This window comes from Comamonas trifloxystrobinivorans, assembly GCF_043359985.1.
GTDB classification, from domain to species: Bacteria; Pseudomonadota; Gammaproteobacteria; order Burkholderiales; family Burkholderiaceae_C; genus Comamonas; species Comamonas trifloxystrobinivorans.
The window spans coordinates 1-13844 of sequence record NZ_JBHZGV010000005.1; the positions used below are offsets into that span (position 1 = coordinate 1).

General features: G+C 63.5%; 13 protein-coding genes. 8 read left to right on the forward strand and 5 right to left on the reverse strand.

Translation table 11 applies throughout. The features are described from left to right. Positions 1-245: 245 nt before the first annotated feature. Both ACFIQF_RS06425 and ACFIQF_RS06430 read right to left on the reverse strand, forming a co-directional pair. A complete protein-coding gene (locus ACFIQF_RS06425; protein ID WP_393941210.1) occupies positions 246-1031 on the reverse strand; it encodes an enoyl-CoA hydratase in 786 nt (261 codons plus the stop codon). 23 nt (positions 1032-1054) lie between these two features. After that, positions 1055-1960 carry a histone deacetylase family protein gene (locus ACFIQF_RS06430; protein WP_393941212.1) on the reverse strand — a complete coding sequence of 302 codons (906 nt, stop codon included), beginning with the start codon at positions 1958-1960 and terminating at the stop codon, positions 1055-1057. Between the two features lie 91 nt (positions 1961-2051). Here ACFIQF_RS06430 and ACFIQF_RS06435 point away from each other — a divergent pair, with 91 nt between their 5' ends. The 5 genes from ACFIQF_RS06435 (at position 2052) to ACFIQF_RS06455 (ending at position 7840) form a co-directional block, all read left to right on the forward strand. Next, a complete protein-coding gene (locus ACFIQF_RS06435) occupies positions 2052-2972 on the forward strand; it encodes an AAA family ATPase (protein ID WP_393941213.1) in 921 nt (306 codons plus the stop codon). A 1-nt stretch (position 2973) separates the two neighbouring features. Further along, positions 2974-3999, forward strand: a complete 1026-nt coding sequence (locus ACFIQF_RS06440; protein WP_393941215.1) for a DUF58 domain-containing protein — start codon at positions 2974-2976, stop codon at positions 3997-3999. 10 nt (positions 4000-4009) lie between these two features. Beyond that, complete coding sequence (locus tag ACFIQF_RS06445) at positions 4010-6073, forward strand: transglutaminase TgpA family protein (protein ID WP_393941217.1); 2064 nt, start codon at positions 4010-4012, stop codon at positions 6071-6073. A gap of 6 nt (positions 6074-6079) precedes the next feature. Beyond that, positions 6080-7306 (forward strand): lytic murein transglycosylase B, encoded by a 1227-nt coding sequence (mltB, locus tag ACFIQF_RS06450; RefSeq protein WP_393941218.1) that lies wholly within the window; start codon positions 6080-6082, stop codon positions 7304-7306. Positions 7307-7462: 156 nt separating this feature from the next. After that, on the forward strand, positions 7463-7840 hold the full coding sequence (locus ACFIQF_RS06455) for an Hsp20/alpha crystallin family protein (RefSeq protein ID WP_393941220.1): 378 nt from the start codon (positions 7463-7465) through the stop codon (positions 7838-7840). Positions 7841-7918: 78 nt separating this feature from the next. Here the strand turns inward: ACFIQF_RS06455 and tsaD are convergent, their stop codons facing one another. Continuing rightward, on the reverse strand, positions 7919-8980 hold the full coding sequence (tsaD, locus tag ACFIQF_RS06460) for a tRNA (adenosine(37)-N6)-threonylcarbamoyltransferase complex transferase subunit TsaD (protein WP_393941221.1): 1062 nt from the start codon (positions 8978-8980) through the stop codon (positions 7919-7921). 122 nt (positions 8981-9102) lie between these two features. After that, positions 9103-9816, reverse strand: coding sequence for a DUF937 domain-containing protein (locus tag ACFIQF_RS06465; RefSeq protein WP_393941223.1), 714 nt, complete (start codon positions 9814-9816; stop codon positions 9103-9105). A gap of 232 nt (positions 9817-10048) precedes the next feature. Here ACFIQF_RS06465 and ybiB point away from each other — a divergent pair, with 232 nt between their 5' ends. From ybiB to ACFIQF_RS06480, 3 genes are all read left to right on the forward strand, one after another. Further along, positions 10049-10969 (forward strand): DNA-binding protein YbiB, encoded by a 921-nt coding sequence (ybiB, locus tag ACFIQF_RS06470; RefSeq protein ID WP_393941225.1) that lies wholly within the window; start codon positions 10049-10051, stop codon positions 10967-10969. Between the two features lie 37 nt (positions 10970-11006). Then, a complete protein-coding gene (gene cobA / locus ACFIQF_RS06475; protein ID WP_393941227.1) occupies positions 11007-11816 on the forward strand; it encodes a uroporphyrinogen-III C-methyltransferase in 810 nt (269 codons plus the stop codon). Positions 11817-12002: 186 nt separating this feature from the next. Beyond that, on the forward strand, positions 12003-13175 hold the full coding sequence (locus ACFIQF_RS06480) for a glycerophosphodiester phosphodiesterase family protein (RefSeq protein WP_393941229.1): 1173 nt from the start codon (positions 12003-12005) through the stop codon (positions 13173-13175). A 159-nt stretch (positions 13176-13334) separates the two neighbouring features. Here the strand turns inward: ACFIQF_RS06480 and ACFIQF_RS06485 are convergent, their stop codons facing one another. Beyond that, the gene (locus ACFIQF_RS06485) at positions 13335-13820 is read right to left on the reverse strand and encodes an acyl-CoA thioesterase (RefSeq protein ID WP_393941230.1); all 486 of its coding nucleotides are present in this window, start codon (positions 13818-13820) and stop codon (positions 13335-13337) included. Positions 13821-13844: the final 24 nt, after the last annotated feature.

Here is a 13844-nt window from a genome sequence, read left to right on the forward strand (position 1 = left end):
CGGGGACGCTGGATGTGGGGCAGATTTTTCGCCTCCCTTTTTGGCTGGGCAAAAAGGGAGGTCGCCTGCCGGGGCGAGACCCGGCCAGCTGCAGCATGCAAAACCCAGTAACGCCAGTTAGAAAAACAGCCTCATCAAATCTGCGTGAAGCGCAGAAAGCCCCGCCATGGGCGCGGACGCCACAAACTCCGCGCCCTCACCCAGCCGCTCCAATCAATGCCAGTCACGCCGAAGTGACACACCGCCTACTGGTTCGCCCACACCGGCTTGCGCTTCTGCGCAAAAGCCTGCGCCCCTTCTTGCGCATCAGTATCCATCATATTGGTGGCCATACATTGGCTGGCCGCCTGGTAAGCTGCCTCCAAGCCCAGCTCGCGCTGCTGGTAGACCAAGGCTTTGCCCATGGTGATGGCAGCGCGCGGTTTGTTGACGATGGCGGCCAGCAATTGCTCCAGCTCGGCATCCAGCTGATCGGCTGCCGCCACGCGGTTGACCAAGCCCTCCGCCCTGGCCTGCTCAGCGCTCAAAAATTCGCCCGTCAGCAGCATTTCCATGGCTTGTTTGATGGGCACATTGCGCACCAGCGGCACACTGGGCGTGGCGCAGAACAGGCCGTAGTTGATGCCACTGGTGGCAAAACTGGCCTCGCTGCTGGCCACGGCCAGGTCGCACTGCGCCACCAGTTGGCAACCGGCTGCAGTGGCCATGCCATGTACCCGCGCAATCACCGGCACCGGCAGTTTCTGGATGGCCAGCATCACCTTGGTGCAGCGCTGAAACAGATCCTGGTACCAGGCTTTGTCCGGGTGGGCCGCCATGTCCTTGAGGTTGTGGCCGGCGCAAAAGGCGCGGCCATTGGCGGCCAGCACCACGGCGCGCAGGCTTTCGTCTTGGGCGGCAGCCGCCAGCGCGGCTTGCAGGGCAGACAGCATTTCGTCGCCCAGCGCATTGAAGCGCGCCGGGTCGTTCATGGTCAAGGTCAGCACGCCGCGCGCATCGCGCGACTGCAGAAGGATAGTGCTCTCGGACATCGGCTCGGTCTTTACAGGTCAGCTTACAAATCGGCCAGCACGCGGATATGCGCTTCCACACTGGCGGCCAGCGGCGCCATGACATAGCCGCCTTCGAGGCAGGAGACGATGCGCCCCTTGCTGAAGCGCCGGGCAATGTCTTTAATGCGGTGCGTGATCCAGGCGTAATCGGCTTCTACCAGTCCGAGCTGGCCCATGTCGTCTTCGCGGTGGGCATCAAAGCCGGCGCTGATGAAAATCATCTCCGGTTTGAAGGCTTCGAGGCGCGGAATCCAGTAGGTCTCGACGATTTCGCGCACATCCATGCCCTTGGTATAGGCGGGCACGGGCACGTTCAGCATGTTCTCGGCCGGGTCTTTATCACCGCTGAAAGGGTAGAACGGGTGTTGGAAGATGCCGACCATCAGGATGTTCGGATCATGGGCACAAATATCTTCGGTGCCGTTGCCATGGTGCACGTCAAAGTCAACAATCGCTACGCGCTTGAGCTGGTGGCGCATGAGCGCATATTTGGCTGCCAGCGCCACGTTGTTGAAAAAGCAAAAGCCCATGGCCTGCTTGCGCGTGGCATGGTGGCCAGGCGGGCGCACGGCGCAAAAGGCGTTCTCCATCTCGCCGCCAATCACGGCATCGGTCGCAGCCAAGGCTGCGCCAGCGGCACGCAAGGCGGCGTTCCAGGTGTTGACGTTGACGGAGGTGTCGGTGTCGAGCATCAAGGTGGCCGGGCCGCCGACCGCCTGGTTGTCGCCCGCCATCTCGGACAGGCCGCGGATCGCGGCGATATGCAAGCGCTCATGACCCAACTCAAGATCTGATGGCATGGCCTTGGGCGCGTCGCGGCGCTCCAGCGCGTCACCCACGCCCGTCATCAGCAGGCGGTCTTCAATGGCGTCCAAGCGTTGCGGGCACTCGGGGTGGCCCGGGCCCATGTCGTGTTTCCAACAGTCACGGTGTGTGAAATAACCTGTCTTGGACACAGCTTTCGTCTCCTTGCTCGTTTTTATCGTCTATGGTTATGCTATGCAGACACAGCACACCATACAAAAATTATTGGCTCAGCTTAACACGGTGATTGTGGGGAAACCGGCGCAAGTCCAGGATTGTCTGACTTGTTTGCTGGCAGGAGGTCACCTGCTGATTGAAGACGTGCCGGGCGTGGGCAAAACCACCTTGTCGCACGCACTGGCACGCACTTTGGGGCTGCAGTTCTCGCGCGTGCAGTTCACCGCCGATCTGATGCCCAGCGATCTGACGGGCGTATCGGTCTACGAGCGCGAGCAGCAGAACTTCGTCTTCCACCCCGGCCCGGTGTTCACCCAGGTGCTGCTGGCCGACGAGATCAACCGCGCCAGCCCCAAGACACAAAGCGCCCTGCTCGAAGCCATGGAGGAAAAGCAGGTCACCGCCGAAGGCACGACGCGGCCGCTGCCCCAGCCGTTTTTCGTGATCGCCACACAAAACCCGCTGGAGCAGCTGGGCACCTATGCCCTGCCCGAGAGCCAGCTGGACCGGTTTTTGATGCGCATTTCGCTCGGCTACCCGGACCAGGCGGCCGAGTTCCAACTGCTGGCCGGCCAAGGCCACCGCGATATTGCCAACCAGCTGCCTGCGCTCACCTCGGCCGTGGAGCTGAAGTTTTTGCAGCAGGAGGTGAGCGCCGTGCGCACCAGCGATGCGCTCATCCACTACGTCCAAGCCTTGATGGCGGCCACCCGCTCGGGCAAATGGTTTGTGCAAGGGCTATCGCCCCGCGCCGGTATTGGCCTGGTGCGGGCGGCCAAGGCGCAAGCGCTGATCCAGGGCCGCGACTATGTGGCGCCTGACGATGTACAAGCCATCTTGCCGCAGACCACGGCGCACCGCATGGTGCCGGTCAGCAGCGCGGGGCGCAGCGCCGTCGAACAAGTACGCGCCATGATGGACAGCGTGCCGCTGCAATAAAGTGGCCAGCACTATCACCCCGCAAGCTGGCACCAGCCGCCCTGCCCGGCCCGCCTTGTTGCAGGCCTGGCGTCAGCGCATGCGCCGCTGGTGGCTGGGCAAGCTGTCGCTCAGCAGCACCCTCACGGTCACCCGGCGCAACCTCTACCTGTTGCCCACGCGCGCCGGCTGCATGCTCGGCGTGACCTTGCTGGTGCTGCTGATAGCCAGCATCAACTTTCAACTGAACCTGGGCTTTTTGCTGACCTTCATGCTGACCGGCGCGTCGCTGGTGTCCATCGGCGTTGGCTACCGCAATTTGCTGGGCATGCAACTGGGCTTGCACGCGCCGCAGGCGGCCTTTGTGGGCCAGGCCTTGCCCTTGGGCTTGAAGCTGGACAACCCCAGCCGCCGCGCCCGCTATGCGCTCGGCGTGCGCCTGTACGAAGAGCCCAGCTACAGCATGGCCAACGTCCCTGCCCAAGGCCAAACCACCGTGCAACTCGCCATGCTGGCCAGCCAGCGCGGCTTGCAGCCCTTGCCAGCGGTGGTGGTGGAAACACGTTTTCCCTTGGGTGTATTCCGCATGTGGACGGTGTTCCGCAGCGACGAGAAAGCCCTGGTCTACCCCAGCCCCGAATCCCACCCGCCGCCACTGCCGCATGGCCTGGCTGATGCGGGCCAAGGCCACAGCGCGCGCTTGCATGCCAGCGGCGGCGAGCTCGACGGCGTGCGCGGCTACCGCCGTGGCGACCCGCTCAAGCTGGTGGTCTGGAAAAAAGCCGCCAGCGCCTTGGCCACCGGCGTGGGCCCGTTTGTGGTGCGCGACAACCAGCAGCAAGCGCAGCAAGACCTGTGGCTCGACGCCAGCCGCTGCGGCCTGGCCGAGCTCGAGGCCCAGCTCTCGCGTCTGACCGCATGGGTGCTGCATGCTGAGCAGCAAGGCCTGCGCTACGGCTTGCGCATTGCCGCCAACGGCAACGACATAGCGCCCGACAGCGGCCCGGAGCACCGTGCTGCCTGCCTGCGGGCACTGGCCCTGGCGTAGAAAGCAAGCCATGCCCAACAGCTCTCTCTCTCTGCGCCAGCGCCTGAGCAACCTGCCCCGCGAAGCACGCGATACGCTGTTTCTGCTGGCCGTGGTCAGCTGGGTACTGATGCCACTGACCGCCACCTTGCCGGTTTGGGCTTCGGCCCTGGCCTATGGCTTGTTGCTGTGGCGTGCCTCGCTCGCTTTCCGGCAAAAACCCTTGCCCAACCGCTGGACGCTGGCCGCCTTGCTGGTGCTGACCGTCGGTGGTACCGCCCTCCACTACAAGACGATTTTTGGCGCCGATGCCGGGGTGACGCTGATCACCATGCTGCTGACCCTCAAAACCTTGGAGATGCGAGCCCGGCGCGATGCCATGGTGGTGTTTTTTCTGGGCTTTTTTGCCTTGCTGGCCAATTTTCTGCATTCGCAATCGCTGCTGACAGCGCTGGCCATCTCGATCGGGCTGGTCGGTTTGCTAACGGCCCTGGTCAATGCCCATATGCCCGTAGGCCAGCCTTCGCTGCGCTATGCCGCCAAGCTGTCGCTGAAAATGATCGCCATTGGCGCGCCGCTGACCTTGGCGCTGTTTGTCTTCTTCCCACGCATGGCGCCGCTGTGGGGCGTGCCCACGGCCAAAACCGCCAAAACCGGTTTGTCCGACGAGATGAGCGTGGGCAATATGGCCTCGCTGGCGCAAGACGAAGGCATTGCCTTCCGCGTCCGTTTCGAGACCGAAGGCAACCGCCCGCCGCCCAGCCGGCTGCTGTACTGGCGCGGCCCGGTGTTGGCCGATTTTGACGGCAAAACCTGGCGCGCTGCGGGCGGCCAGCCCGCGCCCAGCGACAAGCCCCTCACCGACATCAGCACCAGCGGCGAGCCCTTGCGCTATGAGCTGACGCTGGAGGCGCACCACAACTCCTGGCTGTTGGCTCTGGACCTGACCAGCGAGGCGCCAGCGCTGCCGCGCGGCCGGCCCTACCGCACGCAAGACATGCAGTGGCTGAGCTACCGGCCAATCACCGAAGTCACCCGCATCAGCATGCAAAGCCACACCAGCTACCGCTTTGGCATGCAGGCCAGTGAACGCGAGCTGCGCTTCAACCGCCGCTTGCCGGCCAACAGCAACCCGCGCACCCAGGCCTGGGTGCAACAGTTGGCGGCTGAAGTTGGCGACGGGCCCGAGCGCGACCAGCGCCTGGTGCAGCGCCTGCTGGCCCAACTGCGCAGCGGCGGCTACACCTACACGCTCAACCCCGGCGTTTATGCGGGCGAGGCAGCCGACCAGTTCTGGTTTGACCGCAAAGAAGGCTTTTGCGAGCATATTTCGTCGGCCTTTGTGATTGCGCTGCGGGCAGCTGGTGTGCCAGCACGCATCGTCACCGGATACCAGGGCGGCGAGATGAACGCGGTAGACGGATTTTGGACCGTGCGCCAGGCCGATGCCCATGCCTGGGCCGAAGTCTGGCTGGGCGCGCAGCAAGGCTGGGTACGGATCGACCCAACCGGCGCCGTCAGCCCTGGCCGTGTGACGGCTGCGCAGCGCATCAACACCAGCAACGTGATGGGCTTCATGGTCAGCAACCAGGCCGCCATCAACACCTTCCAGCACATGCGCGCCATGTGGGAAGCCGTCAACAACAGCTGGAACCAGTGGGTGCTGAACTACACCCAGCGCGACCAGATGGACATGCTCGGCAAGCTGGGCCTGTCCAGCCCGAACTGGATGGACCTGGTGCGTATTCTGGGCGGCCTGCTCATCGCGGCAGCGGCCATCGTCTCCCTGGTGCTGTACTACCAACGCCGCCACACCGATCCGTGGCTCGTCTTGTTGCTGCAAGCGCGCCAACGTCTGGCCAAGGCCGGTATCGCCAGTGCGGAGAGCGCCACGCCGCGCAGCCTGGCGCAGGCCATCCGCCAGCAGGCGCCCGAGCAGGCGCCGGCTTTCGAGGCCTGGTTGCAAGCGCTGGAACGCATCCGCTACGCCAGCGCTGGCGCGCCAGGCTCCACGACCGCTGCACTGGCAGGCTTGCGCAAACAGTTACGACAATTGCCCTGGTCTGGGCTGGCACGCCCCGCCGACAAGGTATAAAGCCGCATGCACCGCATTCTCCAAAAAACGCTCGTTTTGCTAGCAGCCAGCGCTTGCGTGGTCAGCGCCAACGCACAAAAACCCTCGAAGAAAAACCGCGACAGCGAAGCCAGCGCCTCAGCGCAAAGCTACGCCAACCGGCCCGAGGCCGATGACTTTGTGCGCGAAGTCGCGGCGCGCCGCCATGTTGACGAAGCCTGGCTGCGCGCCAGCGTCAACCAGGCCCGCTTCAACCCCACGGTGCAGCGCCTGATGACGCCGCGTACCGGCCCCGCCGGCGTCAAAAACTGGCGCGCCTACCGCAGCCGCTTTGTCGAGCCGATCCGCATCCGCGCCGGCCTGCGCTTTTGGAACGAGAACGAAGCCGCCCTGGCCCGCGCCGAGCAAACCTATGGCGTGCCGGCCGAATACATCGTCGGCATCATCGGGGTGGAAACCATTTACGGCCAGCAAACCGGCAACTTCAGCGTGGTCGATGCGCTGGCCACGCTGGCTTTCGACTACCCGGCCAACCACCCGCGCCAGGCCGAGCGCAGCAAGTATTTCCGCGGCGAGCTCGAGCAGTTTCTGACCACCGCCTACCTGAACAACAGCAACCCGTTCGACACCCAGGGCAGCTACGCCGGCGCCATGGGCCTGCCGCAGTTCATGCCCACCAGCTGGGCCAACTATGCGGTGGATTTTGACGGCGACGGCAAGATCAACCTTTTCAGCAGCAAGGCCGATGCGATTGGCTCGGTGGCCAATTATTTTGTCGGCCACGGCTGGCAGCGCGGCATGCCGGCTTATTACGATATGCAGCTCAACAGCACGCCCGCCCAACTGGCCACCTTGCTGGAGCCCGATATCAAACCCACGTTCAGCGCCGCCGAGATGGCCGCCAACGGTGTGCAACTGGCCGCGCCCGGCCCGCAGCACAACGGCCCGCTGGCCCTGATCGAGCTCAAGAACGGCGATGCCGACGCGCAGTACGTGGCCGGCACGCAGAACTTCTACACCATCACGCGCTACAACTGGTCAAGCTTTTATGCCATGTCGGTGATCCAGCTGGGCCAGGCCATCAAGCGTGCCCGCACCGGCACGCCGGTGGTGCCAGAGAGCTATACGCCCGAGGCCGAGCCCAGCAGCGAAAGCACCAACTCGCCCAGCGCTGAAGCTGCGGCCAAGGCCTATCTGCGCAACAAGGCGCGCCAACAACGCACACCCGATCCGGCCAGTTTCAGCCCGCAGTGACCGCTGGCGAGCGCGCAATATGGTCGTGATCCAGGCGCTTTCAAGGGCTTGGCAGCAAAAATAAAAAGCCGCCAATTTCTCTTGAAATCAAGACCTTGCCATCCAACTACCAGTCATCGAGCAGCAAGATGCTGCACTGATAGAAAAGGATTGAACATGATCATGACCCCTCTGCTGCACCGCTCTGCCTACGCTGTTTCTCCCGCTGCCATGGATGCCGCGCTGCAACGCTTTTTGCAAACCACCACGGCCGCCTCGCCAGCCAACGAAAACGTCAGCCAAGACGGCAGCGTCTTCACCATCCAACTCGACGTACCCGGCCTCAGCCGCGAACAACTCCAGCTGGAGCTGCAAGACAAAACCGTGCGCCTGAGCAGCGTGGAAGGCGCACCGCGCAGCGTACAACGCGCCTGGAAACTGCCAGCTGCCATCGACCTGGCCAACTCCAAGGCTGCACTGGAAAACGGCGTGCTGACCTTGACGCTGGCCACGCACCAGCCCGAGCCCCAAGTGCAGACGCTGGCCATCCAGTAAACGCCGTAGCAAGGCTGTAGCCACCAACAAAATGGGCCGCGATTTTCGCGGCCCATGGTTTTGGCAAAGCAATGGCGCTCAAGCTGTGGCGGTGTTCGCCAACACGATGGAATCCAGCGGCCAGCGTGGCTTCACATCAAAAGCGTATTCCTTGGTGGCTTCTTGCTGACCAGCCTGGATGCGCATGGCTGCGGCCATGGCAATCATGGCGCCATTGTCGGTGCACAAATGCAGCTCCGGGTAATGCACGCGCACGCGGCGCTTGGCGCATGCCGCGTTCAACTGCTCGCGCAGCAAGCGGTTGGCGCCCACACCACCAGCTACCACCACGCGTTGCATGCCGGTTTGCTTGAGCGCGGCCAGAGTCTTCTTCACCAGCACATCAACAATCGCCGCCTGCGTGGAGGCGGCCAGATCGGCCTTGCGCGCTTCCAGCTCGTCGCCCAGCTTTTTGGCCTGGGTCAGCACCGCCGTTTTCAGGCCGGCAAACGAGAAATCCAGATCGCCACTGTGCAGCAAAGGCCGCGGCAGCTTGAAAGCTTCGGGATCGCCGTTTTGCGCCAAGCGCGAGAGCTCCGGACCACCCGGATATGGCAGGCCCAGCAGCTTGGCGGATTTGTCAAAAGCCTCGCCAGCGGCGTCATCAATCGTTTCGCCCAGAATCTCGTACTGGCCCACGCCATCCACGCGCATCAGCTGCGTGTGGCCGCCCGAGACCAACAGCGCCACAAACGGGAACTGGGGCGGATCGTCGCTCAAGAACGGCGAGAGCAAATGGCCTTCCAGGTGGTGCACGCCCAGCACCGGCTTATCGAGCGCGGCGCCCAAGGCGCAAGCCACGCCCGAGCCCACCAGCAAAGCACCGGCCAAGCCAGGGCCACGGGTAAAAGCAATCGCATCTACGGCTTCAAGCGAGCTGCCCGCATCTTGCAGCACCTGGCGCGTGAGCGGCAGCACTCGGCGAATATGGTCGCGGCTGGCCAGCTCGGGCACCACGCCGCCATAGGCGCGGTGCATGTCGATCTGGCTGTACAACGCATGGCTCAGCAACTGCGGCACAGCGCCGTCGTCGCGCGTGCGCACCAGCGCCACGCCGGTCTCGTCGCACGAAGATTCGATTCCCAAAATCAGCAAACTCATGGAGCGAAAGTGTAGGCTTTCCGCCCTCTGCGCATGAAAAATCCCCAACACCACCCTGCGCTGCAGGAAGGTATTGGGGACTGTTTTGGGGATAGTGGCTGCGCGCAGCTACGGGCGCCTGCTTAGCGGCGGCCGCTGAGCAGGGAGCCGCCGATCTTCATCAGGTCACCAACGTCCAGCTTGCCGTCGCCGTTCTGGTCCAGCAGCGAGCCGAGCAGGCCGCCACCCAGGCCGCCTTGCTGCTGCACCTGGGCTTTTTCCTGGCCCAGGGCGTTGCCCAGGTCGGACGAGTTCATGCCGCCGGCCATGACGCGCTGCGCCAGGAACGACATCACCAGCGGTGCCAGCATTTTCAGCAGATTGGCCGCGTTGCCGCCGCCCAGGCCCGTGGCCTGGCCCAGATTGCTGGATGCCTGGTCTTGCTGGCCGCCAAAGATGTGGCCCAAGATATCGCCCGCGCCCGAGCTTTGTGCGCCAGCCGGTGCACCACCGCCCATGGCGCCACCGAGCACACTGCCCAGCATGCCGCCGAGACCGCCCAAGCCGCCCAATCCACCAGCAGCCTGGCCGCCGCCTGCGCCACCGCCGAGCAGCGAGCCCAGCAAGCCGCCCAGATCCGGGCTGCCGCCGTGGCTCTGCAGCGCGCCAAACAAGGCATCGGCACCGTCGGCGCTTTGAGCATTGTTGCCCAACGCGCCCAGCATCATCGGAATCGCGGCATGCACCGCCTGCTGGGTCTGCTCTTCGCTCTCACCCAGGCTTTGTGCCATCTGCTGCATGGGCGCGCCTTGCAACTGCTGCAACAGCTCGTCAACCATCGATGGGGATCCAGACATATTCTTTCCTTTCAAAAGCCCCGCAGGGCATGGCACAGACTGCGGATATTAGGGCTTGGCGGCGGCGGCGCAAGCTTTTGCAGCGCAAAATTTCGTCAATTCTGCGGGCCGGGCAAGGCGGCGCCGTGACAATGCCCTGCGCCCTCTCGGCCAGCGGACGGGCGCAGCCATTTTTCGTTATTACTTTTTCGTCTATAAAACCGAAAATAATACGCACAACTTTGCAAACACCATGGCCATACAGCACTACATCAAGGACATCGGGCGCGGCGCGCGCGGCGCCAAGGCGCTGGAGCGCGCGCAGGCAGCCGATCTGTTGGGCCAGATTCTGGACGGCCAGGTCAGCGACTACGAAATCGGCGCTTTCTGCATCGCCATGCGCATCAAAGGCGAGACTGCCGACGAGATGTGCGGCCTGTGGGACGCCGTGCACCAGCGCATTGCGCGCTTTTCGCTGGCGGGCGAGCAGCCTGCCATCGTCATCCCCAGCTACAACGGCGCGCGGCGTCTACCCACGCTGACGCCGCTGCTCGCCTTGTTGCTGGCCCGCGAAGGCTTGCCCGTGCTGGTGCATGGCATGCAAACCGAGGCCAGCCGCGTCACCGCATTTGCGGTTTTCGAGCTGTTGGGTATTCAGCCCCAGGCCGCTTTTGGCAGCTTGGCGGCGGGCCAAGTCAGCTGCGTCCACACTGCCAGCCTGCTGCCGGCGCTCGCCAAACTGCTGGCTGTGCGCCAGATCATTGGCCTGCGCAACCCCGGCCACAGCATCGCCAAGCTGCTGCAACCGGTGGCCGGGCCGGCGCTGCTGCTCGGCAGCTACACGCACCCCGAATATCTGCCCATGTTGCTCAGCACCCTTCAGCAATTGGGCGCTAACGCCCTGCTTTCGCGCGGTCTGGAAGGCGAAGTTTGCGCCGACCCGCGCCGCACGCCGCAGTACGACGGCTTTGTGCAAGGCCAGCACCTGCTGCTGCAAGAGCGCGCCGCCGGCACCGAAAGCGAAGTGCCCGGCTTGCCCAGCGCCATTGACGCGGTCACCACCGCCCGCTATACCGAAGACGTGCTGGCTGGCCGCCTGCCCGTGCCCGAGGCACTGGCCCAGCAGGTGCGCTACATCCGCCAATTGGCGGCTCGCATGCAAAACCCGGTTTGACGACCGCCCGCTCCACATCGACTTTCCGCAACACACCATGCCCTCGTTCACGCTGACACCCCACTCCAAGCCCGCCAGCACTGCCAGCGGCACTTGCACCTTGGTGGGCGCCGGCCCCGGCGACCCGGATCTGCTCACCATTGCGGCGGCCAAGGCCATCCAGCAAGCCAGCGTGCTGCTGGTGGACGACCTCGTCAACGACGCGGTGCTCGAATGGGCAGCGCCCAGTGCACGCATCGTGCATGTGGGTAAGCGCGGCGGCTGCAAGAGCACGCCGCAAGACTTCATCCAGCGCCTGATGCTGCAAGAAGTAAGCAACGGCGAGCGCGTGGTGCGCCTCAAAGGCGGCGACCCGTTCATCTTTGGCCGAGGTGGAGAAGAGGTAGATTTTTTGCGTGCCCATGGCGTAGAGCCACGCATCATCAACGGCATCACCGCCGGCCTGGCGGCCATCACCAGCCTTGGTGCGCCGCTGACGCACCGCGATCATGCGCAGGGCGTGGTCTTTGTCACCGGCCATGCCAAGCCGGGCGGTGCCGGGCCGGACTGGGCCGAGCTGGCCCGCACAGCCCACAGCGCCCGCTTGACCTTGGTCATCTACATGGGCGTCGCCAGCGCCCACAGCATCACCGAAGGGCTGCTGCAGGGCTTGCCCGCTGATACGCCTGTGGCCATCGTGCAGCACGCGAGCCTGCCGCAGCAGCGCCATGCCGTCACCGCGCTGGCAGATTTGCCCTCTACCATGGAAAGCCAGCAGCTCGCCAGCCCCAGCATCATGGTCGTGGGAGATGTGGTGCACTGCGTCGCTTTGGCCGCCCAAATGTCAAGCCGCCAAGCAATCGGCTGATTTCCCCGATTTCTACGACATTTCAGTCTACGATAGTCAACAACTGTCAGTGCTCAGGCACTGAACCGTTTGTCATTCACGCCGTAGCACCAGCGGCAAAGCAGCTGCGCTGCCACAGGTGCTGCGGCTGCGCGGCGGCCGCCAGTGGCACGCAGCCTACCCAAGACTATTCGAGGAGACTGAGTCATGCGAAAAAGAACCGCCTTGCAACTGAGTGTTGCGGCCCTGTGTGCTGCGCTGGTCAGCGGCTGCAATACCGAATGGGGCATCAACACCGACCCTGGCACGGGCACCGGCAACGACAAGTTCCCCACGCTGGACGGCAGCAAACCCAAGGCCTTTTCACAACCCGGCCTGGCCAACTTTCCGGCCAATTCGTTGGAGAGCATCCAAGAAGCTATCAACCAGAATGCCGATTTTCTAGCCATTGATCTGGTGATGAGCCAAGACGGCGTGCTGGTGGCCCTGGGCTCGCCCGACATCACCGAACTCACCGATGTCAAAGACATCCGCAGTTTCGGCTCGCGCAAAGCCACACGCGAGATCGATGGCAAATCCAGAACCGGCTGGTTCGCCGCAGACTTTACGCTGGCCGAGTTGCAGACCCTGCGGCTCAAAACGCCTAAAGGCGACTACGCCAGCAACAGCGCAGGCATCCAGTCGTTCAGCCAGATCCTCAACTACGTCCAGCGCCAAAACCGCAACGTTGGCCTGTACCTGCAAACCCGCCACCCCAGCTTCCACACCAAACTCAAACTGGGCATGGAAGACAAGCTGGTCAGCGCCTTGCAGCAAGCGGGCTACAGCAAGGCCAGCGATCCGGTGTTGATTCGCTCTTTCGAAGTGGCGCACCTCAAGAGCTTGCGCAGCAAAACCAAGCTGCGCCTGGTGCAGATGATCGACGCCAGCGGTGTAGCGGCCAACGGCGACGTGCTCATCCAGTCACCGCACGACCGCCCGTACGACTTCACGGCCAGCGGCACCACAACCACTTACCAGGACATGGTCACGGCCGACGGTCTGGCGCAAATCAAAACCTATGCCGACGGCATATCGCCCGCCAAGGCATACATCGTGTCCTCGAAAAGCGTGGACAAGAACAACGATGGCAAGATGGACGATCTGAACGGTGACGGCCTGTGGGACGAGCGCGACCGCGTCCTGACCACCAACACCGCCCTGGTCACCAACGCGCACGCCCAAAACCTGTTTGTACACCCCTGGGTCTTCTCCAGCGACCCGAGCCAACTGGCCAGCGATTACAACGGCAGCGCCACCAACGAGTACCGCAACTTCTACAAGCTCGGTGTTGACGGCGTGTTCTCTTCTGCGCCTCGCGACGCGGTGAAGTCGCGCTGAGCGCTCAGCGCGCTTGCACTGAGCCAGCACTGCGGTGCTGGCTTTTTTCTTGCGCACGGTTGGCAAGTTTTGCGTAAAGGCCTGGAGACGGCCCATCACCAACAGCGTGGCGGGCCATGCTGCAGCCAGCAACCCTGTTTCTTATGCTGCGCTGCCGGGCTATGCTTCCGCCTTCCGCGTCTCGGCAAAACGGCGCGCCAGCTCCTTGCGCAATTCCTTGCGCGTGATGGCGGCGTTCCAGCGGCGCTTTTCCTCGTCTGTCTCGGGTTGCAGCGGCGGCACAGGCACGGGCTTGCGGTTATCGTCCACAGCGACCATGGTGAAAAAGCAGCTGTTCACATGGCGCACGCTGCGCTCCTGAATATTCTCAGCCACCACCTTGATGCCGATCTCCATCGACGAGGTGCCGGTGTAGTTGACACTGGCGTAGAAAGACACCAACTCACCCACATGGATGGGCTCCAGAAACATCACCTGGTCCACGCTCAAGGTCACCACATAACGGCCTGCATAGCGGCTGGCGCAGGAATAAGCGACGTTATCAAGCTGGCGCAAAATCGCCCCGCCGTGCACATTGCCAGAGAAATTGGCCATGTCGGGCGACATGAGCACGGTCATCGTGAGTTGGTGGTGAGGAAGACGCATGAAAGCGATTGTAGGCAGATCGCA